Consider the following 25,551-nt stretch of genomic DNA (forward strand, 5'->3'; position numbering starts at 1 on the left):
CTGCTGAATCCCGCAAGGGTCAGTTGACCGTCCGCTTCCCGCTTATTTAAACCCGGCGACTTTAAGTGTGGCGGCCACATTACGCGCCGTCATCTCAACATTCTTTCCGGCACTGGCAAGTGCCTCATCCAGCGTGCAGATACTGTAGAGCACGCTGAATACCGCATCGATACCATGCTGATGGACCACGCCGACATCCGCCGTCAGGCTTCCGGCGATACCAATCACCGGCTTGTTAAAACGCTTTGCCACACTGGCAACCCCAATCGGCACCTTGCCATTAATACTCTGGCTGTCGATGCGCCCTTCACCCGTAATCACCAGGTCAGCATCTTTCACCTCTTCAGCCAGCCCCAGCGCCTCCGTGACAATCTCAATGCCGCGCCGCAGTTCCGCCTGACAGAAGGCGTGAAGCGCCGCACCCATACCGCCCGCAGCGCCGCCGCCTGGAATATGCAGCACATCAATATCGAGATCGCGATGGATAATCGCGGCGTAATGGGCCAGCGCCTGATCGAGTTGCTGCACCAGTGCCGGTGTCGCCCCTTTCTGCGGGCCGAAAATGGCCGAAGCGCCCTCTTTTCCGGTTAGCGGATTAGTGACGTCGCAGGCCACTTCAATACGGCACTGATGAATGCGGGCATCCAGAGCATCAATATCAATGCTGGCAAGATCAGAGAGCGCACCGCCACCGTAACCAATCTCGCTGCCATGATCATCCAGCAATCGTGCGCCCAGCGCCTGCATCATCCCGGCGCCGCCATCATTGGTGGCGCTGCCACCGATACCAACAATGATGTGGCCGACGCCCTTATCCAGCGCATGTCTGATCAACTCGCCGGTGCCGAATGAGGTCGTTATCAGCGGGTCACGCTGTGAAGCAGGCACCCGCTCCAGTCCGCTGGCCGCTGCCATTTCGATAAAGGCAGTGGACTCATCACCGGACAGACCATAAAAGGCATCAACCTGCGTGCCCAGCGGCCCGGTCACCTTCAGCCTGACGATTTTTCCCTTCGTCGCCGCCACCATCGCTTCTACCGTTCCTTCACCACCGTCGGCGACCGGTATTTTCACGTAATGCGCATCGGGGAAGATGTCACGGAAACCCGCTTCAATCGCCGATGCCACATCCAGGGCGGATAAACTCTCTTTATATGAATCCGGTGCGATTACGATTTTCATAGGCAATCCGAGCGCAGTTGAGTGATTGAAATGGCGCTTAACCAGTCCGGTTTTGGGAGACCGGTACCCGGTTTTAGCGGGCGATTTCAACCTTCGCTAACTTCTCATAATAGCAGGCCAGCGCGCTGTGGTCGGCGCTACCCTGTCCGTCGTTACGCAGTGCCTGCATCATCTCCATCACCGCCGCAGTCAGCGGCAGATGCGCACCGATGCTGTGCGAAGTATCCAGCGCGTTCGCCAGATCCTTGATATGCAAATCAATACGGAAGCCAGGCTTGAAGTTACGATCCATCACCATCGGCGCTTTGGCATCCAGCACTGTACTGCCGGCAAGGCCGCCGCGAATCGCCTGATAGACCAGATCCGGATTCACCCCTGCTTTGGTCGCCAGTGATAACGCCTCTGACATCGCCGCAATGTTCAGCGCCACAATGACCTGGTTAGCCAGCTTCGTCACGTTACCTGCACCGATGTCGCCGGTATGCACCACCGATCCCGCCATGGACTTCATGATGTCATAGCAGGCATCAAACACCGCTTTATCACCGCCAACCATCACAGAAAGTGTGCCTTCAATTGCTTTGGGCTCACCACCACTGACCGGCGCATCGAGCATTTTTATCTGCTTTTCTGCCAGCGCATCATGCACTTCCCGGCTCGCCAGTGGCGCAATCGAACTCATGTCGATGACCACCAGGCCTGGCTTCGCCCCTTCAATAATGCCGTTTTGACCCAGACAAACATCAATGACCTGCGGTGAGTTAGGCACCATGGTAATCACCACGTCACACAGCTCAGCCACCTCTTTAGGCGTTTTTGCCACGGTTGCGCCCAGTTTAGCCAGCTCCGCTTCGTTTTCGACGTTGTTGTCGCGTACCACCAGCGAATAACCGGCTTTCACCAGATTTTTACTCATGGGTTTGCCCATAATGCCCAGGCCGATGAATCCAATTTTCATTGCGTTTCCCCTTAATCGATTAGCGCTTAAATTTGTCGCATAACGCCTGTGAGGCGTTGCGGAACATCCCGACATCGCTGCCGACGGCCACAAAGGTGGCGCCCCACTCCAGATAGCGACGCGCGTCCGCTTCTACCGGTGCCAGAATGCCGCTCGGCTTACCGGCGGCTTTGGCACGTTCAAAAATGTGTTTAATCACTTTCAGCACGTCAGGATGTGCGGGCTGACCGAGATAGCCCAGCGCAGCGGAGAGATCGCCCGGCCCGACGAATATACCGTCGACGCCGTCCACCGCTGCGATCGCGTCAATGTTGTCGACTGCCTGCTGCGTTTCGATCTGCACCAGCACCGTGATGTTGTCATTGATGGTGCTGTTGTAATCCGGCAGCGTGCCGTACATGTTGCTGCGGTGCGACACCGAGACACCGCGAATACCGGCTGGCGGATAGCGGGTTGAGGCGACGGCTCGCAGGGCTTCCTCTTCGGTCTCGACAAAGGGCACCAGGAAGTTGTTAAACCCGATATCCAGCAGACGCTTAATGATCACCGGCTCGTTGCAGGGCGGCCGCACCACGGGCGCACTGTGGCTGCCTTTCAGTGCCATCAGTTGCGGTACAAAGGTCGTGATGTCGTTGGGCGCGTGCTCTCCATCCAGGACCAGCCAGTCGAAACCGGCAAGCCCCAGAATTTCAGTCGAAATCGGGCTGGCCAGCGCGCACCAGCTGCCAATCAGGGTGTCGCCCGCTAACAGGCGACGACGAAATCCATTGGGCCAGGCTGCATTACTCATGGTTGAACTCCTGTGACGATGGCTCCGCAGGGGAGCCGTAAAGGTTAACGTACCAGGCACGGGCGTTTATTGTCGAAAGTCCATCCCGGCACTAAAAATTGCATCGCTTCGGCATCGTTACGCGCGCCCAGACCCTGCTTCTGATAGAGCGCATTGGCCTGCATCACCTGATCCATATCCAGCTCCACGCCGAGACCCGGTTTCTGCGGCACCTGCACCATACCGCCTTTAATCTGGAACGGCTCTTTGGTCAGACGCTGATTGCCCTCCTGCCAGATCCAGTGGGTATCAATGGCGGTGATCGCGCCCGGCGCAGCCGCGGCAACGTGGGTGAACATCGCCAGCGAAATATCGAAGTGGTTATTGGAGTGCGAGCCCCAGGTCAGGCCAAAGTCGTGACACATCTGCGCCACCCGCACCGAGCCCTGCATGGTCCAGAAGTGCGGGTCAGCCAGCGGAATGTCTACCGACTGTAGTGACAGGGTATGGCCCATCTGCCGCCAGTCGGTGGCGATCATATTAGTGGCAGTTGGCATGCCGGTAGCACGGCGGAACTCGGCCATCACTTCGCGGCCAGAGTAACCCTGTTCAGCTCCACAAGGGTCTTCCGCGTAGGCCAGCACATCTTTGAGCTGTTTACCGAGCATGATCGCCTCGTTGAGCGACCAGGCTCCGTTGGGATCGAGAGTAATACGGGCTTCAGGAAAACGTTTTGCCAGCGCGGTAACGGCTTCGGCCTCTTCACCGCCACGCAGCACGCCGCCTTTGAGTTTGAAATCGTTGAAGCCATATTTCTCATAAGCCGCTTCCGCCAGACGCACTACCGCATCCGGGGTGAGCGCCTCTTCATGGCGCAGGCGATACCAGTCGCACGGATCGTCCTGCTGGTTCTGATAAGAGAGCGAGGTTTTATTGCGGTCGCCGATGTAGAACAGGTAGCCGAGCATCTCAACGCGGTCGCGCTGCTGCCCGTCGCCCAGCAGCGAGGCGACATTAACGCCCAGGTGCTGGCCCAGCAAATCAAGCAGCGCCGCTTCAATGCCGGTCACAACATGGATTGTGGTACGCAGATCAAACGTCTGGTTGCCGCGCCCATTCGCATCGCGGTCCGCAAAGGTGCTGCGCACCAGGCTGAGGGTATTTTTGTACTCACCCAGCGTTTTGCCGATCACCAGCGAGGCGGCATCTTCCAGCGTCTGGCGGATTTTCTCGCCGCCCGGGATCTCGCCGACGCCAGTGTGTCCGGCGTTATCTTTGATAATCACAATATTGCGGGTAAAGAATGGCGAGTGAGCGCCGCTGAGGTTCAGCAGCATGCTGTCGTAGCCTGCGACCGGAATAACCTGCATGGCAGTCACTTTCGGTGTTGAACTCATCTCCTGCTCCTTATGCTGTTGCCCGGCCAAATGCCGGGCGCTTGCGATCAAAAGTCCAGCCGGGGACCAGATACTGCATCGCCGTGGCGTCGTTACGCGCACCGGCGGGCAGTGACTGATAAAGCTGATGGGCTTTGTTTACCTGCTCCCAGTCGAGCTCAATGCCCAGGCCAGGCGCATCCGGTACGGTAATTTTCCCGTTACGGATTTGCAGCGGATTTTTGGTCAGGCGCTGATCGCCCTCCTGCCAGATCCAGTGGGTGTCAATCGCGGTAGGATTACCCGGCGCTGCTGCACCAACATGGGTAAACATCGCCAGCGAAATATCGAAGTGGTTATTGGAGTGGCAACCCCAGGTGAGGCCCCACTCATCACATAACTGCGCGACACGCACAGCACCGCTCAGCGTCCAGAAGTGAGGATCGGCCAGTGGAATATCGACCGCATTGACCATCACCGCATGATTCATCTCGCGCCAGTTGGTGGCGATCATATTTGTGGCGACGGGCAGGCCGGTTGCGCGCCGGAACTCGGCCATCACTTCACGCCCGGAATAGCCCTGCTCTGCGCCGCACGGATCTTCAGCGTAGCTCAGCACATCCTTCATCCCTTTACACAGCGCGATTGCTTCATCCAGCAGCCAGGCACCATTGGGATCGACTGTGATACGGGCATCGGGAAAGCGCTGCTTCAGGGCTGCCGCTGTGGCGATCTCCTGCTCGCCGGGGAGCACGCCACCTTTGAGCTTGAAATCTTTAAAGCCATATTTATCCTGTGCCGCTTCAGCCAGGCGCACTACCGCATCGCTGGTCAGTGCTTCCTGATGACGCAGGTGATACCAGTCGTGGCTGGCCTGCTCGCCGCTGAGATAAGGGAGGTCAGTTTTGCAGCGGTCGCCGAGATAAAACAGATAGCCCAGCACCGTGACTTCATCACGCTGTTTACCTGGCCCCAGCAGTTCAGCCACCGGTACGCCCAGGCACTGTCCCAACAGATCGAGCAGCGCCGCTTCCAGCGCGGCCACCGCATTGACCCGCAACTCAAAGGTCCAGGCACCGTTGCCGAAAGTGGTGAAGTCGGCCGACTGATTGCCTTTGTGCACCTGCTGCACCAGACGATTCATTCGGGCAATCTGCTGGCCTTTCACCTGCGGAATCGCCTCCACCAGCGTCTGATAGATGGTGTCACCGCCGGGCGCTTCACCGACGCCGGTGTGACCGGCACTATCGGTGAGCACCACGATGTTGCGGGTAAAGCAGGCGTTGTGCGCACCGCCAATGTTGAGCAGCATGCTGTCGTAACCGGCGACCGGGATCACCTGCATCTCAGTAATCACCGGTGAACTTTGCGTATTCATGATGCGTCCTTACCGGGCCAGGTTTTCAGTTCGACACGTTTGATATCGCCAGCAATGACCAGGAAGCTGAATGCCGCGACAAAGGCATGAATGCCGACATAGACCAGCGCGCCTTCAAAAGAGCCACTCGTGGCAATGATGTAGCCGATGGCGATAGGGGTCACGATGCCGGAGAAGTTACCGAACATGTTAAACAAACCACCGCTCAGGCCGCTGATCTCTTTCGGCGCAGTATCTGCCATCACCGCCCAGCCCAGTGCCCCGATGCCTTTACCAAAGAACGCCAGTGCCATAAAGAACACCACCACCCATTCGGTGTCGGTGTAGTTACACATCACCATTGAAATAGAGAGCAGCATACCGAGTACGATCGGTGTTTTACGGGCGATATTCAGCGAGCCGGTTTTACGCATCAGCCAGTCGGAGATCACGCCGCCCAGTACACCGCCGAGGAAGCCGCACACCGCCGGAATCGAAGCAATAAAGCCCGCTTTGAGAATCGACATGCCGCGCGCCTGCACCAGATAAACCGGGAACCAGGTAATAAAGAAATAGGTTAAGGCGTTAACACAGTATTGACCGAGGTAGATACCCAGCATCATGCGTGACGTCAGCAGCTGCTTGATCTGGAACCACTTCTCGCTCCAGCTCACTTTGCGGCTATCCTTTTTCACATCCATATTGATCAGCGCGCCGCCCTGCTCCATGTACTCCAGTTCAGCCTTGTTCACGCCAGGATGATCGGTAGGATCGTGGATCACTTTCAGCCAGATAAAGCTGAGGATGATGCCCAGGCCGCCCATGAACCAGAATACATGCGCCCAGCCCACGGATGAGACCAGCCAGCCCATGATCGGTGCGAAAATGACGGTAGCGAAGTATTGTGCTGAGTTGAAGATCGCCACGGCCGTGCCACGCTCCTGCGCCGGAAACCAGGCCGCGACAATGCGGCTATTACCAGGGAAAGATGGCGCTTCGGCCAGCCCCACCAGGAAACGCAGGATAAACAGCGACATGATAATGCCGAAGCCGCTGAACAGATCGACGAATCCCTGCAGAAAGGTAAACAGCGACCAGGTGAAGATGCTCCAGAAGTAGACGCGTTTTGAGCCGAAGCGATCGAGCAGCCAGCCGCCCGGAATCTGACCAATAACGTACGCCCATGAGAAGGCAGAGAAGATATAGCCCAGTCCGACCGAATCAAGGCCGATATCTTTGGACATCGCCGAACCGGCGATCGAGATGGTAGCGCGGTCACCGTAGTTGAATGAGGTGACGATAAATAACATCACCACAATCCAGTAACGGGCATTGGTGCGTTTCTGCACCGTTTCCGCGGTCTGGCTAAAACTATTCATGATGCACTCCTGAAATATAGCGTGAGCTACATTCGCTCTGACTGCATACACATCGCGTTGGGTATCAGAGAGAAGTTGGGTTAAACACGGCGATCTTGTTGTTTTGGCAAACCTTTATTTATTCATCCAGCTGCAGGCTGACGCGGCCGTAACAGGCCACTTCAACCTCTGCGGATGAGTAATACGTCGTGACAGATAACCTGACTTTGGCTAACGGAACCCAGTATAAGAACAGGGTTTAGCGATCACATTGGCGAATCGCCCTAGAATAATCGCGTTATTGAATTGAATGTCTGGCGGATGCACAAAAGCCTGCGGCGTGGCTCACGAAAGTGGCAAATACCCGTTCGAAAACCGTCCCAAATGACGCTCTCCCGCATTGTTTGTGAGGCTCTTCACTTGCTTTTGGATAACCGACCCAAAACAGCGAGCTGAATCACCTTAATGGTGGTCATTTGCACAATGCGCCATTTACCCCGCCTCCCTATACTGAAGCTGGCAAACAAGCGTGTGACAGGTCAGAACATTACAACGTGCCGCACAAGTACGGTACGACAGACAGGAAGGTGAGCGATGAACCCCAATAAAGATGAACAACCGCTCTATATCAAAGTCCATGAGCACGACAATGTGGCGATTGTGGTCAACAGCCTGGGTCTGCCAGCCGGCACGCAGTTTGCGGATGGCCTGACCCTGACAGAGCATGTGCCGCAGGGCCACAAAGTGGCACTGAGCGCGATTAACCAGGGTGCAGAGATCGTGCGTTATGGCGAAGTCATAGGCTTCGCATTACGGGATATTACCCAGGGTAGCTGGATTGATGAATCCCTGGTGGCGCTGCCGGAAGCCCCTCCGCTGGAGAGTCTGCCGTTAGCCACGCAGGTTCCCCCTGATTTGCCGCCACTGGAGGGCTATACCTTTGAAGGTTACCGTAATGCGGATGGCAGCGTAGGTACGCGTAATCTGCTCGGCATCACCACCAGCGTCCACTGCGTGGCCGGTGTGGTGGATCATGTCGTGCAGATCATTGAACGGGATTTACTGCCGCGCTATCCGAATGTCGATGGTGTGGTCGCCCTGAACCACCTTTATGGCTGTGGTGTGGCGATCAACGCACCGGCCGCAGTCGTGCCGATTCGCACCATTCATAACCTGGCACTGAATGCGAATTTCGGCGGCGAAGTGATGATCGTCAGCCTTGGCTGTGAAAAGTTACAGCCAGAACGTCTGCTGACCGGCACGCCTGACGTACAGGCAATTTCGCTGGACGATCATGACATCGTGCGTTTGCAGGATGAAAAGCTGGTGGGGTTCGGTGCGATGGTCAATGAGATCCTGCAGGTGGCGGAACGTCATCTCCAGCGGCTCAATCAACGCCAGCGCGAAACCTGTTCCGCGGCAGAACTGATTGTCGGTATGCAGTGTGGGGGCAGCGATGCGTTTTCGGGCGTGACGGCTAATCCGGCAGTGGGCTTCGCCTCTGACCTGCTGGTGCGCTGCGGTGCTACCGTGATGTTCTCGGAAGTGACTGAAGTGCGTGATGCGATTCACCTGCTGACACCGCGGGTGATTAATCAGGAAGTGGGTAAGCGCTTGCTGGAGGAGATGGCCTGGTATGACAATTACCTCGACCAGGGCCAGACCGATCGCAGCGCTAACCCGTCTCCAGGCAATAAAAAAGGCGGGCTGGCCAACGTGGTAGAAAAGGCACTGGGGTCAATCGCCAAATCGGGACGCAGCGCCATTGTCGAAGTGCTTTCACCTGGCCAGCGGCCCACGCGGCGTGGATTAATTTATGCGGCGACGCCCGCCAGCGATTTTGTCTGCGGTACGCAGCAGCTGGCGTCCGGCATCACGCTGCAGGTGTTCACCACGGGACGGGGTACGCCTTACGGTCTGGCTGCGATTCCGGTGATCAAGATGGCGACACGCAATGCGCTGGCAGAGCGCTGGCACGATCTCATGGACATCAATGCCGGGACTATAGCTACCGGTGAAGAGAGTATTGAGCAGGTGGGCTGGCGACTGTTTGAGTTGATTCTGGACATTGCCAGTGGCAGGAAGCAGACCTGGTCCGATCGCTGGGGCATCCGTAATCAGCTGGCGGTGTTTAATCCGGCACCTGTCACCTGATATCGCGATGTACGCCAGGCTTATCTGTATGCTACTAAAGCAGAGATAAGCCTGACGTCGCTATCAGAGCTGCGCGCCCCAGGCTTCAATCCAGGGAGAAGTGACTGCTTCCGGCTCAGGGTTTTCAGTGGCATCAACCAGTAATACCTCACCGACCCGCTGTGCGCCCTGTTCCTGCAGCAGCGCATCAAAGGCTTTACCCGCGCCACAAAAATGGTCATAACTGCTGTCACCCAGCGCAATCACGCCATAGCGCAGCGTGGGCTGATGACCCAGCTTATCTTTAACCGCATGGAACAGACCTGAAATCGTGTCGGGAAAATCGCCCTGTCCGGTGGTTGACGTGACGACCAGCGCCACGTCGCTGGCATAGTTCTGCCAGTCAGCCAGCGTCGGATCATCAAACACGGTGACGCTGTGCCCCTGTTGCTGCAGTAACGGCTCCGCTTCTTCCGCCACCAGCAATGCATTGCCATATACCGTACCTACAAAAATGCCAATCTTTGCCATCTGCTTTCTCCCTTATTCTGAAACGTTATCCTGTCCTGGCGCTGCGTCAAACTCAACCCGCGGCACCTCAGGGATCTGATCCTGCCAGCCAAACTGATTCATCAGATTTTGCCAGACGCCATCCAGTCCTGCACGGATCAGCAAAGGTTCACCGGTCACCGGATGGGTCAATGCCAGGCTGCTGGCGTGCAGCATCAGTCGGTTAGCGCCGAAATGTTCGGCGGCACCCCGGTTCTGACGCAGATCACCGTGCGCCGAATCACCAATAATCGGATGACGCAGGTGTGACATATGGCGACGCAGCTGATGCTTGCGACCGGTTTTAGGGGCCATTTCAACCAGGCTGTAACGCGACGTGGGATAACGGCCAATGCCGACCGGCATCTCAACGGTGGCCAGTGACTGATAATCGGTGACGGCGGGCTGCGCGATACGCGCTTCCGTGGCATGCTTATCAGCAATTTTATCCAGCTCTTCCACCAGCGGATAATCAAGCGTCCCGCTGCTCTCCAGCCAGCCGCGTACCACGGCGTGGTAGCTTTTCTGCATCTGGTGCTGTTCAAACTGCAGGGAAAGCAGACGTCCGACTTCACTCGAAAGCCCCATCAGCAGCACGCCTGACGTGGGTTTGTCCAGTCGATGCGCGGTAAAGACATGCTGTCCGATCTGATCACGAACCGTCTGCATCACAAACACCGTTTCGTGGCGATCCAGCCAGCTGCGATGAACCAGCCAGCCGCTAGGCTTGTTGACGGCAACCAGCCACTCATCCTGATAAAGTATTTCCAGCATCAGTGGGCAGCATCCGTGAGCAACGCATCCAGCTGACGCAGGGTCAGCAGTAGCGGTGCAATACCGGGCTGATCAGGCACCAGAGCAATCTCGTAATAGGGGGCAACGGCAAAGTTTTGCGGCAGCGGGTGCTTCGCGGCAATCAGGGCATGCATCCGGGGGATTAAGACCCATTGCAGCCACTGCAGTGGCTCCAGCGTATCCAGACAAAAAGGTTCCCGGCTCTCGAGCGCGCCCTCGGCCGGAGGGGTACTTTGCCAGAGATGGTTCTCACGCATCACCGCTTCCAGTTGCTCCAGCCGTTGCGTAATCAATTGTTCAGGCGTCATGCGCCACCTCCAGCGAGCAGTGAAAAATGGGCGGCAAGCATATCACTTGTTGGCACAGGCACAAAAAAAGGGAGCACTGTATAAACAGTGCTCCCGGTTCGTTTGCAGCCATCCTGCTACATTTTTGCTCCCTGCTCTTCCATGACAACTTGTCCAGTGCGAACTCCTGTCGCGCATCGTCCTGATGTATCCTTAGCATCCTGGCCCACCACCTCTTCTGAGGGGTTCTCATTCTCCATCCTGGAGGTGTCCCTTACTCAACCCTGAGTGATCCTGTTTCGTCCTGAAACCTTCCGTGTGCCGTAAGCTCCGTTACGTTCCTGCCTCATGGCTTATCATCATCCTGACGATATCTGTTTCCTGAGCGTCCTGCAGTGCGAAACATTTTGACAGAACTCGTTACGTGCACAAGGTACTCACAGCAGAACTTTACGAAATGTGCTGCGCAAATTAGGATAAACGCCATTAAGTTTATGATTCACAATATTTTTACATCCTGGCCTTCCAGATGTCTCAACTGTTATATGGCGATCTCTCACAGCAGATGTAAGAGATGTCTTACAAGGTAAGCAGCAAATCACTGCAAATCAGATGATAACCGGTTGTAATGACTTAAGAAATATCTCAAGACTTTCGGCTAATACGCTGTGCTGTTTGCGGCCAGGCTGCTCCAGAATGATTTCGCCACTGAGATTGGAAAGCGAGATGATCTCCTCTTCTGAATCCGTCGTGGCAATAAACAGCGTAGGCGACTGTTTCAGGCGGCGCTGCATCACCAGATGCCCAATCAGATTCTCCTGTAACCGCAGGAAATCCTCTTCACTCCACACCTGCAACAGTGTCAGCTGATTCTCACCAAAACGAGCCTGCATATCCCCGGCAAACTGCGTGGTATAGAAATCCGTGATCGAAGGCTGGAGCTGGATATCGATTGCCCGCTCAATCGCATCCAGTGTCGGTGGCAGACTAAACGGCTGCGGTTGCCAGACGACACGCTGATCGCGTTCCTCCAGTGTACAGGGCGAGGGGACGCCATAAAGATCGCTGCTGGCTGGCCCATGTCCTGCCTCCTGAAGCCAGTGCTGGCAGTATCGGGTGGTGAAGTCGCGCAACGTGGCGGCAGTTTGCTGCATCATTCTTATTCTCACTTCTGATGGGTTACACTTACCCACTTTGATTAATTTTGGTGGTAACCGCAATGACTACGCACGAACAGGATCAGGCACTCAGTAACCTGACGCTGGGTAAACCCACAGCCTATCACGATCAATATGACAACAGCCTACTGCAGTCGGTGCCTCGCAGCCTGAACCGTGAACCGCTTGGCCTGTTTCCCGACAGCCTGCCCTTTACCGGCAGCGATATCTGGACCCTGTATGAACTCTCGTGGCTTAACAGTAAAGGTCTGCCTCAGGTTGCCGTTGGCGAAGTGGTGCTGGATGCGCAGAGCCGAAATCTTATCGAGTCGAAAAGCTTCAAGCTTTACCTGAACAGCTTCAACCAGACCCGCTTTGCCGACTGGGGCGAGGTCCGGCAGACGCTGGAGCGGGATCTGAGTGCCTGTGCAGAAGGTGATGTCCGGGTCGCGCTGTTCCGTCTTAATGAAATAGAGGGTCAGCCTATCGGTCACTTTGAGGGTTACTGCATTGATGAGCAGGATATCGCCATCGAGGATTATCGCTTCAATGCTGATTATCTGGCGGATGCCACAGGCAGCGAAATTGTTTCAGAGACGCTGGTCAGTCATCTGCTCAAGTCAAACTGCCTCATTACCAATCAGCCTGACTGGGGCTCGGTGATGATCCGCTATACAGGCCCGCGTATCGACCGTGAAGCGCTGCTGCGCTATCTGGTCTCATTCCGCCAGCACAACGAATTTCACGAGCAGTGTGTCGAGCGGATCTTTAATGATGTGATGCGTTTCTGTCATCCGGAAGCGCTCACGGTTTATGCACGCTATACACGTCGTGGCGGGCTGGATATCAACCCATGGCGCACCAATGTGCCCTTCTCTCCCGGTTTTTCACGCCTGGTTCGTCAGTAGTTTGCGAGACTTCTCGCAGGCTGCGTGCAGGAAGCGCAGTTCCGCTTGAGCTGTGCGGGCCGACAAGGCTACTCTGGTGATAGCGGTAACCTGCGGGTTGCCGACCAGGGATTTTCGTCACTGCCTTTGCAGTGCCAACACGCACCCAGGCGGGTGTAAAGGAGTTCATTTGATTACCCATATCAGCCCACTTGGTTCAATGGATCTGCTTTCGCAGATGGAAGTCGACATGCTTAAGCGCACAGCCAGCAGCGACCTCTATCAGCTATTTCGCAATTGCTCTCTGGCCGTGCTTAACTCCGGCAGCCAGACTGACAGCAGCCAGGAGCTGCTCTCCCGCTTTGAAAATTTCGATATTAATGTGTTGCGCCGGGAGCGCGGCGTCAAACTGGAACTGATCAATCCACCGGAAGAGGCGTTCGTGGATGGCCGCATCATCCGTTCCCTGCAGGCAAACCTGTTTGCGGTGCTGCGTGACATCCTGTTTGTCAGCGGCCAGCTCAACATGCCTGGCCGCTTCACGGCAGCCGAAGAGAACGATTCCGCTACGATCACCAACACCGTCTTTTCCATTCTGCGTAATGCGCGGGCACTGCATATCGGCGAGTATCCCAACACCGTGGTGTGCTGGGGTGGTCACTCAATCAACGCCGTTGAATACCAGTATTGCCGCAATGTTGGTACGCAGCTTGGACTGCGTGAACTGAACATCTGTACTGGCTGCGGGCCGGGCGTGATGGAAGCACCGATGAAAGGAGCCGCCGTTGGTCATGCTCAGCAGCGCTATCGTGACAGCCGCTTTATCGGCCTGACCGAACCCTCAATCATTGCGGCTGAACCGCCGAATCCGCTGGTGAATGAGCTAATTATCATGCCAGACATTGAAAAACGTCTGGAAGCGTTTGTGCGCATCGCCCACGGCATCATCATTTTCCCTGGCGGCGTCGGTACGGCAGAAGAGTTGCTCTATCTGCTGGGCATCCTGATGAATCCGCACAACAGCGATCAGGTGCTGCCGCTGATTCTGACCGGACCAGAAGAGAGCGCCGACTACTTCCGCGTGCTGGATGATTTCATCGTTAACACGCTGGGTGAACAGGCGCGTAAGCATTATCAGATTATTATTGATGATGCAGCCGAAGTGGCGCGCCTGATGAAGAAAGCGATGCCGCAGGTGAAAGAGAACCGTCGCGAAACCGGCGATGCTTACAGCTTTAACTGGTCGATTCGCATTGAACCCGACCTGCAGGTGCCATTCCTGCCAACCCATGAAAATATGGCGAACCTCAATCTCTACACCAATCAGCCTCCTGAAAAACTGGCTGCCGACCTGCGCCGTGCCTTCTCAGGCATCGTCGCGGGTAACGTTAAAGAGATGGGCATCCGCGAAATCCGTGAGAAGGGGCGCTTTAAACTGCATGGCGACCCCGACATCATGCACCGCATGGATGAACTGCTGCAGGGATTTGTTGCCCAGCAACGCATGAAACTGCCAGGCACCGCCTACATCCCCTGCTACGAAATTATCAAATAAACCAGGAGGCAGCCCCCGGGCTGCCCATACTCTCATGGCTCTTCATCTTGTTATTGTTGACGCGTTGAATCTGATTCGCCGTCTGCATGCGGTACAAGGTTCACCTTGTGTCGAGGGCTGCGTGGCTGCGCTGCGCCAGGTTCTGGGTCACGCCCACCCTACCCACGCCGTGGCGGTGTTTGATGGCGAAGCGCGTCATCAGGGCTGGCGGCATCAGCTGCTTCCTGACTACAAAAGCGGTCGCCCGCCAATGCCCGAGGATTTACAGGCAGAGATGCCGGCGTTACAGGACGCCTTTCGCGCCGCAGGCGTAAGCTGCTGGATAGCAGGCGAGGATGAGGCAGATGATTTAGCGGCGACGCTGGCGGTAAAAATGGCCCAGGCCGGACATCAGGCCACCATTGTTTCCACTGACAAAGGTTACTGTCAGCTGCTGGCACCCGAGATCCGCATACGTGATTACTTCCAGAAACGCTGGCTCGATCTGCCCTTTATCGACGCTGAGTTTGGCGTGGCGCCCCAGCTGTTGCCCGATTACTGGGGGTTGTGCGGCATCAGTAGCAGTAAAATTCCGGGCATCACCGGTATCGGCCCGAAAAGCGCGAAACAGCTGCTGAGCGAGTTTCACTCGCTCGAAGGGATCTATCAGCAACTGGATAAGGTGCCCGCAAAATGGCAGGAAAAGCTTGCTGAAGGTCAGCAGATGGCAGAAATCAGCCGTCAGGTAGCTACGCTGAAGCGGGATCTTGTGTTGCAGGGGAATCTGAATACGCTGCGTTATACCGGCTGAGTGCAGCTGCACTCAGCCCGGCGATTAACGTTCGTCGCGACGGCCACCGGTTGCAGCCCACATACGGCGCACATGAACCGTCACTTCTTCGCGGTCATGATAGAGCTGGCGGGCGCGAATCTGCACGTTGATGCCATTCTCATCAAAGCGCTCCTGCATCATTGCCAGATTCTGCGTAACCTCTTCATAACGCTTTTTCATCGGCAATTTCAGGTTGAAGATCGCTTCACGGCACCAGCCGTTGACCAGCCAGTCGGTCATCAGGTTAGCCACGCGAACCGGCTTCTCTACCATGTCACACACCAGCCAGCTGATGTTGGTACGTGGCGGACGGAATTTAAATCCATCGGCTTTCTCGTGCATCACCTGCCCGGTATCCATCAGGCTCGGCGCCATCGGTCCATTGTCCACCGCATAAACCATCATGCTGCGCTGGACCAGTTGATAGGTCCAGCCGCCCGGACAGGCTCCGAGATCCACGGCATACATGCCGCTGGCTAAACGCTCATCCCACTCATCTGCAGGAATAAAGACGTGGAACGCCTCTTCCAGCTTAAGCGTGGAACGGCTTGGCGCATCGGAAGGAAACTTAAGGCGTGGAATACCCATGTAAAACGGCGAGCTGTTTTCCCGAACGGAGTAGCCGACGTAGCAGGTGCCAGGTGCGATGAAAAACACATGCACGACCGGGCGTTTCGCGCTTTCATAATTCAGCAGAATTTTGCTTTCGCGTAGTGCTGAACGCAGCGGCACGGTAAACTTGCGGCAGAATTTGGTCAGCTCTTTGGCTTCGTTGGTGTCAGGCACTTCAACACGCAGTTCACCGCCCTTTTCCACCACGCCGGTCAGCATGCCGACAATCGGGGTAATGCGATCTTCCTGTGGCAGGTCACGCAGCATTTCACCGACGACCAGCATCTGGCGCGCAAAGATCAGCTCATCAAATGGCAACTCACGCGCCAGACGGTCAGCATCTTCGAACTGATAGCACTCAAACAACACGTAGCCAGAGTCATCTTTAACACGGGGAAAGCCGTAGATTTCACGTTCCGCCGCTTTGGCGCTGATTTCCGCCGCACACTCTTTTTCAAAACCGGGACGACAATAGAGTAAAACTTTATTCATGGCGTTCTGCCTTTCGTTTAAGACGCAGAGCGCCAATCAACATCAATACCCAACCGGCAAGGAAACAGATCCCGCCCACGGGGGTGATAAAAACCCAAAACTTCAGGTGTGACAGTGCCAGACAATAGAGGCTGCCACTAAACAACACGGTGCCGAGCGCCATCAGCGCACTGCTCCAGTAAAACCAGATATTGGCGCGGCGTAACATCGCGGCACCCAGTCCCATCACCGCTAAGGTGTGATAAGCCTGATATTCCAGCCCGGTATGAATCCAGGCCATTTCAGCCGCGCCAAGCGACTGACTCAAAACGTGGGCACCAAATGCGCCAAAAGCCACCAGCAGAAATCCGCTGATAGCCGCAAAGACAAACATGGCACGACTGGACATTAACCGATCCTCAGGGTGCTATTGCATCTGAATGCAAACAAATCAATACGTTACTGTTGATAGCGGAAACGGAATTTTTCTTGTTCGGTTGCAGCTTTTTCCAGGATCCACTGTCGGAAGGCGGCTATTTTACCCAGTTCTGCCTGACTGTCATGACAAACCAGATAAAAAGCGTTTTTACTGACTAATACGTCATTAAACGGACAGATTAATCGTCCGGCTTCTATTTCACTCTGCGCCATCACATTGTTCGCCAGCGCCACGCCCTGACCATGAATCGCTGCCTGCAGAACCATGGCGCTGTGACTGAAGATAGGCCCCTGCTGCACATTAATGTGCTGCAGGCCCAGTTGACGGATATACGATTGCCACTCACGACGGGACGCATCATGCAGCAGAGTAAAGCGCGACAGATCCATGGGTGTTTTCAGCGGGTTCTCGCCTGTCATCAGTGACGGTGAACAGACCGGCAGCAGATATTCGGCATAGAGTTTTTCCACCCGCAGTCCGGGCCAGTTTCCTCGTCCGTAAAAAATCGCCACATCGACATCATCGGCCAGTTTCTCTTCGTCGCGGTCAACTGCCTGGATACGCACGTCGATTCCCGGATAAGCCATATTAAAGCTGGAGAGCCGGGGAACCAGCCACTGAATGGCAAAGCTCGGCAATAAACTGACCGTCAGCGCACCTTTGGCACTACGCGCCTGCAGTTTGCGGGTCGCTTCATTAATTGCCGAGAAAATCTCTTTAATATCGAGATAGTAACTTTGTCCTTCTTCGGTCAGTAACAGCGAACGATTCCTCCGGCGAAACAGCTTTAACCCCAGAAAATCTTCCAGAGATTTAATCTGATGGCTTACAGCAGCCTGGGTGACAAACAGCTCTTCAGCGGCTTTGGTAAAGCTTAAATGGCGCGCAGCTGCATCAAAAACACGCAGTGCGTTGAGAGGAGGAAGGCGTTTCGACATGTTTTACCGTATCCGGATCGGCGAAAAGTACGCAGGCTCATACAAAGCATTTACGTATTAGGATTTTTAATCCGAGGCATTATAATTTGTCCGTTGAGGAACCTCCAGCAAATACCTATAGTTGCCGCACTTCCTGAGCCGGAACGAAAAGTTTTTAGAATTGTGAGTGAGTTCGCAGATTTTCTGAAAGCTTTTGGCTTGTGGTCGTGATGTTGTGTTTGCAATTTTTGGTCCGACGATTGCGGATCGAGCGCTTAATTCCTGTAGATTTACCCTGTCTGTCCATAGTGATTTTTAAATAGCACCGCTAATTGCGGTGCTTTTTTTTGCTTATTACTTACCAGACTCGACCATTTCTTTCACATCAGAGCGGTTGATTTGCTGCTCGTTGCCATTCGCATCTTTATAGCTGATCATACCGGTATCGTTATCGACTTTAGGCTTGCCGGCAGCGACAATGGTGCGTCCATCATTGGTATGCATCACGTAGTTGCTTGAACAGGCAGTCAGGGTGAAAGCCAGGGTACACATGGCCAGTACTGCGGTTAATTTTTTCATCTGCTATCTCCTTGTAGATTGATTGCATCAAACCACCCGCGTTACGCTAACCCGAGGCAGCCGATAAGTGAGTTCGACTAGTAAACGTCGCGTAGTTATGCGGGTTTGGTTCAAACCTTGCAATATTCAGCATAACGCGCTTTTCCAGCTTTGCCAGACGCAGACCATTCTTTCAGTGTGGTCCTAATTTTTCTTATCATGGACCAGGCATGACCGCATTTAATCCCACCGCATTCCGCCAGCAGTTTCCCGCGCTCGCCGACGCCGGCGTTTATCTCGACAGCGCCGCGACCACGCTAAAGCCGCAAGCCGTTATAGATAGTACGCAGCAGTTTTACAGCCTCAGTGCGGGGACGGTACATCGCAGCCAGTTTGCCGCCGCCCAGGCCTTAACCCATCGCTATGAGCAGGCACGCAATCAGGTTGCCCGATGGCTTAACGCCGCAGACGATCGTGAGATTGTCTGGACGCGCGGCACTACAGAGGCGATAAACCTGGTGGCGAACAGCTGGTTGCGCCCGCGCCTGCAGCCCGGTGATGAGATCGTGGTTAGCGAGGCTGAACACCACGCCAACCTGGTCCCCTGGCTAATGGCTGCCGAAGCGTGCGGCGCCCGCGTCGTAAAATGGCCATTGGGGTCGGACCGTCTGCCAGATATCAGCCAGCTACCTGCCCTGCTCAACAACCGTACCCGACTGCTGGCTGTCGGTCAGATGTCGAATGTCACCGGCGGGTGTCCTGATCTCGCTCAGGCGATTCCGCTGGCGCACGCTGTGGGTGCGAAAGTGATGGTCGATGGCGCGCAGGGCGTGGTGCACTGCCCGCCTGACGTACAGGCGCTGGATATCGACTTTTACGCTTTTTCCGGCCATAAGATTTACGGCCCGATGGGCATTGGCGTGTTATATGGCAAAGCGGAACTGCTGGAGGCGATGGCGCCCTGGCAGGGCGGCGGTAAAATGATCACGGATGTCGATTTCAGTGGTTTCACGCCGCAACCGGTACCCTGGCGCTTTGAGGCCGGCACGCCAAATGTGGCGGGCGTGGCAGGCCTGAGTACAGCACTGAGCTGGCTGGCGCAGTACGACCTGCCAGAAGCTGAGCGCTGGAGTCAGCAGCTGGCTTCACTGGCGGAAGAGCAGCTGGCTGAATTACCGGGCTTCCGCAGCTTCCGTTCGGGCAACGCCAGCCTGCTGGCTTTTGAATTTGCTGACCTGCATCCCAGCGATCTGGTGACGCTGCTGGCTGAGCAGGGAATCGCCCTGCGCGCTGGCCAGCACTGTGCGCAGCCGTTGCTGGCGGCGCTGGGCGTCAGCGGCACGTTGCGGGCTTCTTTTGCCCCCTATAATAGTTTGCAGGATGTTGATGCGCTGGTGCGCGCCATGAAAGGCGCCATCTCGCTGTTATCGGAGTTTTGATTATGTGTTCATCGCTGTTAGCGCCACACCCGTTTGGCGAACAGATTACCGTTGCCAGCCTGAAAGAGAGCTTTGGCCGCTTTCATCAGTGGGAGGATCGTTATCGTCAGCTGATCCAGCTGAGCCGTCAGTTGCCTGCCTTGCCGGAGGAACTGAAAACAGCGGAAATTGAACTCAGCGGGTGTGAAAACCGGGTGTGGCTGGGCAGCCAGTCATGTGAGGATGGCTCAATGCACTTTTACGGTGACAGTGAAGGACGCATTGTGCGAGGCCTGCTGGCCGTGCTGCTGACAGCCGTGGAGGGGCAGACACCGCAACAGTTGCTGGCCACCGATCCCTTAGCCCTGTTTGATGAACTGGGCCTGCGCACCCAGCTCAGCGCCTCCCGCAGCAGTGGCCTGCAGGCGCTGGCCACCGCAGTCGGGCATGCCGCGCGTCAGGCACTGACAGCGTCCTGACGTGCGGCGCGCGCCAGAAACTTCTTCAGCGCATGCGAAACGGCGACAAAGCCGAAGGTGGCGGTGACCATGGTTGCCGCGCCAAAGCCGGATGCACAATCCATTCTCTTCGGTCCTTCGGCCGTGCTGCGTGAAGCACAGACGCTGCCATCTGCCTGCGGATAGACCAGCGCTTCGGTGGAATAAACACAGTCGATGCCGAGTTTGCCTTTGCTGTTTTTCACCACGCCCAGGCTTTTCAGTCGTTCGCGCAGTTTCGCCGCCAGCGGATCCTGAATGGTTTTTGCCAGATCGGTTACCTGGATCTGAGTAGGATCAATCTGCCCGCCTGCCCCGCCCGTGGTGATCAACGGGATATTATTCCGGCGACACCAGGCGATCAGCGCCGCTTTAGGCCGCACACTGTCGATAGCGTCGATCACGTAGTCGAAACCGGCAGCCATCAGTTCGGCAGTGTTCTCGGGCGTAATAAAATCATCTATGCAAGTCACTTCGCAGTCAGGATTGATCGCGCGCAGCCGATCTGCCATCACGTCCGTTTTAGCTTTGCCGACGTTGCCCTGCAGCGCATGAAGCTGTCGGTTAGTATTGGTAATACAGACATCATCCATATCAATCAGGGTGATTTTACCAATCCCGGTGCGCACCAGTGCTTCCGCCGCCCAGGATCCGACGCCGCCAATACCGATGACGCAGAAGTGTGCGTCAGCAAAACGTTGCAGCGCATCCTGGCCATAGAGACGCGCCGTGCCGCCAAAGCGCTGATGCCAGGCGTCGTTTAACACTTTCATAGTTGAACCTGTTACATCGTGCGGGCCCAGAGGCCCGCAGAGAAGAAATTAGTTAGCGCCGAGAAGCAGTGAACCATTATGACCGTTTTGCGTGCTGGAGAACAGCGACTGTCCGGCCCCCGGTGCGGCTTTGATCACCCAGACGCGTCCGTAGTGATTATAGAAGCCCGCCAGATGTGCGGCGTCCGGACCGATACCCTGATAGATATCAAAGTGCTGCCCTTTAATCGCACCACCCACGTCGAGCGCCACCATCAGGCGCATCTCATATTTGCCGTTGAATTTGCCCTTTTCATTTAACTGCGGCACTTCCGCCAGCAGTACGGTACCCGCCGGAATTATTGAGCGGTCAGAGGCAACGGAAGCTTTCGCGACCAGCGGAACGGCGCTGGCACCGCGCACTGGTGTAAACGGCTCAGCTTTAAAGAAGACGAATGACGGATTGGTTTCCAGCAACGCACGCACTTCCTGTGGTGAGTGCTCCTGCGCCCACTGGCGAATCGCCTGCATCGACATATCTTCGCGTTTCACTTCGCCGCGATCGATCAACTCTTTACCAATACTGTGGTAACCCCAGCCATTTTTACCGGCGTAACCAAAGAAGGTCATCGGGCGGCCATCGCCAAAGTCGACATAACCACTGCCCTGTACATCCATCATAAAGTTGTCAATCAGCGAGTTGCTGTAGGCAATGACGTAGCGGTCATCAAGTCCGCCACTATAGATAGAGGCACGGCTCGGCAATTTTTCACCGCGTTTGCGCGGTGGCATGCGGTAGATCGGATACTGGAACTCGCCCTGACGGGTGTAACGCGCTTCCACGACCGGCGTATAATAACCGGTGAACTGCACGTTACCGTAGTTATCCGTGCCCTCCATCTGCCAGGCGTTGAGGCCATACTGACGAAGCTGTCGGGTATCGGCTCCCGCCATCAGCCAGCTTTCAATCGCGCTGTAGGTCCCGTTCTGACGACTATAAAGCGCAGATGAGGCGGACTGAATCTGTCGAACCTGATCGCCAAAGTCTTTGCCATTAACCGGCGCGCCTTTGGCATTGGGCTGATTTACCAGCGCCAGCGGCTGTTCCAGTTTTCCATCTTTATATTGCTGACCGCGATCGGTCGGTTTAGAGCTACAGGCCGCCAGCAGCGTGATTAACGCGCCAGTGAGTGCATACTTCGCCCAATGTGATTTCATTATCTTCTCTTTTTATAACTGTTCGCCCCGCGACGATAGCAAAGCCCCCGACAGAATGAAATGCATCCGCTTTGACCGGGCACATATCAGTTCAATAATTAATCAGATGGTTGAATCCTTCAGCAACTGGCTGTTAATTTGACGTTTATCTGCAAAAAGGGGTTGCATGAATTAGCGCGGAGAGTATAGTGCGCTTCCACGGACGCGGGGTGGAGCAGCCTGGTAGCTCGTCGGGCTCATAACCCGAAGGTCGTCGGTTCAAATCCGGCCCCCGCAACCAATACTTCTGCAGGCGTTTTACAGAAGTCACAATGTGAGAAGTAAAAGTACTAGAAGCAATACGGACGCGGGGTGGAGCAGCCTGGTAGCTCGTCGGGCTCATAACCCGAAGGTCGTCGGTTCAAATCCGGCCCCCGCAACCAATACTTCTGCAGCTGTTTTACAGAAGTCACAATGTGAAGAAAGTATGATACGGACGCGGGGTGGAGCAGCCTGGTAGCTCGTCGGGCTCATAACCCGAAGGTCGTCGGTTCAAATCCGGCCCCCGCAACCAATCATTTAAACACCTGAAAGGGTGTTTTTTTGTTTCTGCCGTTCCCGGATACTTCTTTGCCCCCCACTTCGCTCCGAAAAGCGAGCGGATAGCCTGGCTACCCGCCTGTCTTTACCGATGGGCCAGTGCCGCCCCACTTTTCACATACGCTTTAATGCCCTCCAGAATCGCCTCCGCAACCTGATGCTGATAGCGGGTGGTTCGCAACTTTCGCTCCTCCTCCACATTACTGATAAATGCGGTCTCTACCAGGATGGACGGGATATCCGGGGCTTTCAGCACGGCGAATCCGGCCTGATCCACAGTGCGTTTGTGCAGATGGTTGATGCGCCCCATGCGATGCAGCACCTCTTTTCCAAACTTCAGGCTGTCATGAATCGTCTGGCGCTGCACCATATCGAACATGGTGTGATCAAGATAGCGGTCACCGCTTTTGCTGACACCGCCAATCAGGTCAGATTCATTCTGCGTCTGCGCCAGGAAACGGGCTGCTGCGGAGGTGGCGCCGCTGGTCGATAAGGCAAACACCGAAGAGCCGCGAGCTGCGCGGCTGGTAAAGGCATCCGCATGGATCGACACAAAGAGATCGGCGCGCTGTTTACGGGCTTTGGCGACCCTGACGCGCAGTGGAATAAAGACATCCTCATTGCGCGTCATATAGGCTTTCATGTTGGGCTGTTTATCGATCAGCGCTTTTAGCCGCCGTCCGATCTTCAGCACAATATCTTTCTCGCGGGTTTTATATTTGCCGTGCGCGCCCGGATCTTCCCCGCCGTGACCAGGATCGATCATGATGATGATCGGACGATCACGCCCCGCTTTACCCGGCAACGGTGCCTGCACACCTTCATCTTTCTCCAGATCGCCCTGATTATAATCTTTCAGCAAGGCCAGCAGCGGATCCTCTTCTACCGGATTCTGGCTCGGATAGAGATCAACCACCAGCCGGTGATTGATTCCGGCGACCGGCGAGAGATTAAAGATCTTCGGGGCAACGTTGCGCTTCAGCTCAAGAACGACACGCACCGTGTTGCTGTCGAACTGGCCGACCCGCGCATTTTTAATGAAGGGATCGTCGACCCGTACCTGCTTATCCACCCCTTTCAGGGCCGAATTGAGATGCAGGCCCTGAATATCGATCACCAGGCGTTCGGGATTGCTCAGCGCAAACTGCTTGTACTTCAGCGCGACATTGGACTCCAGCGTCATCCGCGAGTAGGTGGATGAGGGCCAGATACGCACCGCCACAATGTGATTTTTCGCCGCCAGCCCTCTGCGGCTGACGCTTAACAGCAGTAAGGCGCCCGTCCCCTGTAAAAATCGTCTGCGTGAAAATTGGGAATTACCGTCTGACATGCCGCTCCAGCTGCTGTGTTATGTCTAAAAAATCGCCAGTTAATCAAATGGCGGCAAAAACTTTATCCAATCCGCAGCATGATGTCACTCCGGAAACCCTAAATAATGCAGGCTGTTAGCGGCTTTGACACTCATAAAAACGTAAATTTTCGTCAGGATTAAGACTTGCAAAATTGGGTGCAAAAGCATAAAAATACAAAAAATACGAATAAACATTCACTGAGGGTTGGCCGTGAAGGAACGTAGTACCGAACTGGTTCAGGGTTTTCGCCATACCGTTCCCTATATAAATGCCCACCGGGGTAAAACCTTTGTCATCATGCTGGGTGGCGAAGCAATTGAGCATGAGAACTTCTCTGGCATCGTTAATGATATCGGCCTGCTGCATAGCCTGGGCATCCGCCTGGTCGTGGTTTATGGCGCACGGCCGCAGATTGATGCCAGCCTTGCCCAGCAGCAGCTGGAGCCGGTTTATCATAAATTTACCCGGGTGACCGACGCGCAGTCGCTGGAATTAGTGAAGCAGGCTGCGGGCCGGTTGCAGTTAGATATTACTGCCCGCCTTTCAATGAGTCTCAACAACACCCCACTGCAGGGCGCGCATATCAATGTGGTCAGCGGTAACTTCATTATTTCACAGCCACTGGGCGTGGATGATGGCGTGGACTACTGTCACAGCGGGCGCATCCGTCGTATTGATGAAGAGGCGATTCATCGCCAGCTGGATAACGATGCCATTGTTCTTATGGGGCCGGTGGCAGTCTCCGTGACCGGCGAAAGCTTTAATCTGACGTCGGAAGAAGTAGCCACCCAGCTGGCGATTAAGCTCAAAGCGGAAAAAATGATCGGCTTCTGCTCTGAACAGGGCGTGCTGAACAGCGAAGGTGAAATCATTTCCGAGCTGTTCCCGAATGACGCGCAGGCCCGTATCGACGAGATTGAAAAGGAAGGCGACTATCTTTCCGGAACGGTTCGCTTTCTGCGTGGCGCGGTTAAAGCCTGCCGCAGTGGTGTGCGCCGTAGCCATTTAATCAGTTATCAGGAAGATGGCGCGCTGTTGCAGGAGCTCTTCTCTCGCGACGGTATCGGTACGCAGATCGTTATGGAGTCGGCAGAGCAGATCCGTCGCGCCAATATCAACGATATCGGCGGCATCCTCGAACTGATTCGTCCTCTGGAGCAGCAGGGTATTCTGGTGCGCCGCTCACGCGAACAGCTGGAAATGGAGATCGATAAGTTCACGATTATTCAGCGCGACAATCTGACTATCGCCTGTGCTGCACTCTATCCATTTATGGACGAGAAGATTGGCGAGATGGCATGTGTGGCGGTTCATCCTGACTATCGTAGCTCCTCACGCGGTGAGATGCTGTTGCAGCGTGTAGCGTTGCAGGCAAAGCAGATGGGGCTGGAAAAGCTGTTTGTGTTAACCACCCGCAGCATCCATTGGTTCCAGGAACGCGGCTTTACGCCGGTAGATATCGAGTCACTGCCTGAGAGTAAAAAAGAGATGTATAACTATCAGCGCCGCTCAAAAGTGCTGATGGCCGACCTTACCTGATCCAATCATAAAGGGACAGACACCA

24 protein-coding genes and 3 tRNA genes are annotated in these 25,551 nt (G+C 55.4%); 10 read left to right on the top strand and 17 right to left on the bottom strand.

The genetic code is table 11. The features are described from left to right. Positions 1–42: 42 nt before the first annotated feature. The 6 genes from HZZ01_RS15185 to HZZ01_RS15210 form a co-directional block, all read right to left on the bottom strand. Positions 43–1,182: a glycerate kinase gene (locus HZZ01_RS15185; RefSeq protein ID WP_179898441.1), complete on the bottom strand. Its 1,140-nt coding sequence runs from the start codon at positions 1,180–1,182 to the stop codon at positions 43–45. 73 nt (positions 1,183–1,255) lie between these two features. After that, positions 1,256–2,140 (bottom strand): 2-hydroxy-3-oxopropionate reductase, encoded by an 885-nt coding sequence (gene garR / locus HZZ01_RS15190; RefSeq protein ID WP_179898442.1) that lies wholly within the window; start codon positions 2,138–2,140, stop codon positions 1,256–1,258. 19 nt (positions 2,141–2,159) lie between these two features. Further along, positions 2,160–2,930 (bottom strand): 2-dehydro-3-deoxyglucarate aldolase, encoded by a 771-nt coding sequence (gene garL / locus HZZ01_RS15195; protein WP_179898443.1) that lies wholly within the window; start codon positions 2,928–2,930, stop codon positions 2,160–2,162. 44 nt (positions 2,931–2,974) lie between these two features. Next, positions 2,975–4,306, bottom strand: coding sequence for a glucarate dehydratase (gene gudD, locus HZZ01_RS15200; RefSeq protein ID WP_179898444.1), 1,332 nt, complete (start codon positions 4,304–4,306; stop codon positions 2,975–2,977). A gap of 10 nt (positions 4,307–4,316) precedes the next feature. Then, a complete protein-coding gene (locus HZZ01_RS15205) occupies positions 4,317–5,663 on the bottom strand; it encodes an enolase C-terminal domain-like protein (protein ID WP_179898445.1) in 1,347 nt (448 codons plus the stop codon). Then, the gene (locus tag HZZ01_RS15210) at positions 5,660–7,021 is read right to left on the bottom strand and encodes an MFS transporter (protein WP_179898446.1); all 1,362 of its coding nucleotides are present in this window, start codon (positions 7,019–7,021) and stop codon (positions 5,660–5,662) included. The genes HZZ01_RS15205 and HZZ01_RS15210 overlap by 4 nt, the downstream gene beginning before the upstream one ends. Before the next feature lie 573 nt (positions 7,022–7,594). On the opposite strand from HZZ01_RS15210, the gene garD reads away from it, so the two are divergent. After that, a complete protein-coding gene (gene garD / locus HZZ01_RS15215) occupies positions 7,595–9,154 on the top strand; it encodes a galactarate dehydratase (RefSeq protein ID WP_179898447.1) in 1,560 nt (519 codons plus the stop codon). Positions 9,155–9,217: 63 nt separating this feature from the next. Here garD and HZZ01_RS15220 read toward each other — a convergent pair whose 3' ends face one another. The 4 genes from HZZ01_RS15220 to syd form a co-directional block, all read right to left on the bottom strand. Then, entirely contained in the window at positions 9,218–9,664 is a 447-nt protein-coding gene (locus HZZ01_RS15220) for a flavodoxin (RefSeq protein WP_179898448.1), read from the bottom strand. 12 nt (positions 9,665–9,676) lie between these two features. Further along, positions 9,677–10,456 (bottom strand): tRNA pseudouridine(65) synthase TruC, encoded by a 780-nt coding sequence (gene truC / locus HZZ01_RS15225; RefSeq protein ID WP_179898449.1) that lies wholly within the window; start codon positions 10,454–10,456, stop codon positions 9,677–9,679. Further along, positions 10,456–10,785 carry a YqcC family protein gene (locus HZZ01_RS15230; RefSeq protein ID WP_179898450.1) on the bottom strand — a complete coding sequence of 110 codons (330 nt, stop codon included), beginning with the start codon at positions 10,783–10,785 and terminating at the stop codon, positions 10,456–10,458. The genes truC and HZZ01_RS15230 overlap by 1 nt, the downstream gene beginning before the upstream one ends. A gap of 587 nt (positions 10,786–11,372) precedes the next feature. Beyond that, the gene (gene syd / locus HZZ01_RS15235) at positions 11,373–11,921 is read right to left on the bottom strand and encodes a SecY-interacting protein (protein ID WP_179898451.1); all 549 of its coding nucleotides are present in this window, start codon (positions 11,919–11,921) and stop codon (positions 11,373–11,375) included. 62 nt (positions 11,922–11,983) lie between these two features. Here syd and queF point away from each other — a divergent pair, with 62 nt between their 5' ends. The 3 genes from queF (at position 11,984) to xni (ending at position 15,153) form a co-directional block, all read left to right on the top strand. Continuing rightward, positions 11,984–12,829, top strand: a complete 846-nt coding sequence (queF, locus tag HZZ01_RS15240; RefSeq protein WP_179898452.1) for an NADPH-dependent 7-cyano-7-deazaguanine reductase QueF — start codon at positions 11,984–11,986, stop codon at positions 12,827–12,829. Positions 12,830–12,998: 169 nt separating this feature from the next. After that, the gene (gene ppnN, locus HZZ01_RS15245) at positions 12,999–14,363 is read left to right on the top strand and encodes a nucleotide 5'-monophosphate nucleosidase PpnN (protein ID WP_179898453.1); all 1,365 of its coding nucleotides are present in this window, start codon (positions 12,999–13,001) and stop codon (positions 14,361–14,363) included. A 34-nt stretch (positions 14,364–14,397) separates the two neighbouring features. Further along, on the top strand, positions 14,398–15,153 hold the full coding sequence (xni, locus tag HZZ01_RS15250; protein WP_179898454.1) for a flap endonuclease Xni: 756 nt from the start codon (positions 14,398–14,400) through the stop codon (positions 15,151–15,153). 24 nt (positions 15,154–15,177) lie between these two features. On the opposite strand, the gene rlmM is transcribed toward xni, so the two are convergent. The 4 genes from rlmM to HZZ01_RS15270 all read right to left on the bottom strand — a co-directional run bounded on the left by rlmM (position 15,178) and on the right by HZZ01_RS15270 (position 18,192). After that, on the bottom strand, positions 15,178–16,278 hold the full coding sequence (gene rlmM, locus HZZ01_RS15255; protein ID WP_179898455.1) for a 23S rRNA (cytidine(2498)-2'-O)-methyltransferase RlmM: 1,101 nt from the start codon (positions 16,276–16,278) through the stop codon (positions 15,178–15,180). Then, a complete protein-coding gene (locus HZZ01_RS15260) occupies positions 16,271–16,666 on the bottom strand; it encodes a DUF423 domain-containing protein (RefSeq protein ID WP_013358901.1) in 396 nt (131 codons plus the stop codon). The genes rlmM and HZZ01_RS15260 overlap by 8 nt, the downstream gene beginning before the upstream one ends. A 50-nt stretch (positions 16,667–16,716) precedes the next feature. Beyond that, positions 16,717–17,634: a transcriptional regulator GcvA gene (locus tag HZZ01_RS15265; protein ID WP_136198173.1), complete on the bottom strand. Its 918-nt coding sequence runs from the start codon at positions 17,632–17,634 to the stop codon at positions 16,717–16,719. Positions 17,635–17,967: 333 nt separating this feature from the next. Beyond that, positions 17,968–18,192 (bottom strand): YgdI/YgdR family lipoprotein, encoded by a 225-nt coding sequence (locus HZZ01_RS15270; protein ID WP_090965769.1) that lies wholly within the window; start codon positions 18,190–18,192, stop codon positions 17,968–17,970. 209 nt (positions 18,193–18,401) lie between these two features. Between HZZ01_RS15270 and csdA the strand changes: the two genes are divergently transcribed. Both csdA and csdE read left to right on the top strand, forming a co-directional pair. Then, complete coding sequence (csdA, locus tag HZZ01_RS15275; protein WP_179898456.1) at positions 18,402–19,610, top strand: cysteine desulfurase CsdA; 1,209 nt, start codon at positions 18,402–18,404, stop codon at positions 19,608–19,610. A 2-nt stretch (positions 19,611–19,612) separates the two neighbouring features. Then, complete coding sequence (csdE, locus tag HZZ01_RS15280; RefSeq protein WP_179898457.1) at positions 19,613–20,068, top strand: cysteine desulfurase sulfur acceptor subunit CsdE; 456 nt, start codon at positions 19,613–19,615, stop codon at positions 20,066–20,068. Here the strand turns inward: csdE and tcdA are convergent. Continuing rightward, positions 20,047–20,859 (bottom strand): tRNA cyclic N6-threonylcarbamoyladenosine(37) synthase TcdA, encoded by an 813-nt coding sequence (gene tcdA, locus HZZ01_RS15285; RefSeq protein ID WP_179898458.1) that lies wholly within the window; start codon positions 20,857–20,859, stop codon positions 20,047–20,049. The two genes, csdE and tcdA, sit on opposite strands and share 22 nt — an antisense overlap. Positions 20,860–20,907: 48 nt before the next feature. Then, the gene (gene mltA, locus HZZ01_RS15290) at positions 20,908–22,056 is read right to left on the bottom strand and encodes a murein transglycosylase A (RefSeq protein ID WP_179898459.1); all 1,149 of its coding nucleotides are present in this window, start codon (positions 22,054–22,056) and stop codon (positions 20,908–20,910) included. 203 nt (positions 22,057–22,259) lie between these two features. Between mltA and HZZ01_RS15295 the strand changes: the two genes are divergently transcribed. From HZZ01_RS15295 to HZZ01_RS15305, 3 genes are all read left to right on the top strand, one after another. After that, positions 22,260–22,336: transfer RNA gene (locus tag HZZ01_RS15295), tRNA-Met, on the top strand. A gap of 65 nt (positions 22,337–22,401) precedes the next feature. After that, positions 22,402–22,478 (top strand) — tRNA-Met (locus tag HZZ01_RS15300). A 54-nt stretch (positions 22,479–22,532) separates the two neighbouring features. After that, positions 22,533–22,609 (top strand) — tRNA-Met (locus HZZ01_RS15305). 111 nt (positions 22,610–22,720) lie between these two features. On the opposite strand, the gene amiC is transcribed toward HZZ01_RS15305, so the two are convergent. Then, on the bottom strand, positions 22,721–23,965 hold the full coding sequence (gene amiC / locus HZZ01_RS15310; protein WP_179898460.1) for an N-acetylmuramoyl-L-alanine amidase AmiC: 1,245 nt from the start codon (positions 23,963–23,965) through the stop codon (positions 22,721–22,723). A gap of 232 nt (positions 23,966–24,197) precedes the next feature. On the opposite strand from amiC, the gene argA reads away from it, so the two are divergent. Next, the gene (gene argA / locus HZZ01_RS15315) at positions 24,198–25,526 is read left to right on the top strand and encodes an amino-acid N-acetyltransferase (RefSeq protein WP_003853937.1); all 1,329 of its coding nucleotides are present in this window, start codon (positions 24,198–24,200) and stop codon (positions 25,524–25,526) included. Positions 25,527–25,551: the final 25 nt, after the last annotated feature.

It is taken from the genome of Pantoea sp. WMus005 (assembly GCF_013415305.1).
Taxonomy (GTDB): Bacteria; Pseudomonadota; Gammaproteobacteria; order Enterobacterales; family Enterobacteriaceae; genus Pantoea; species Pantoea rara.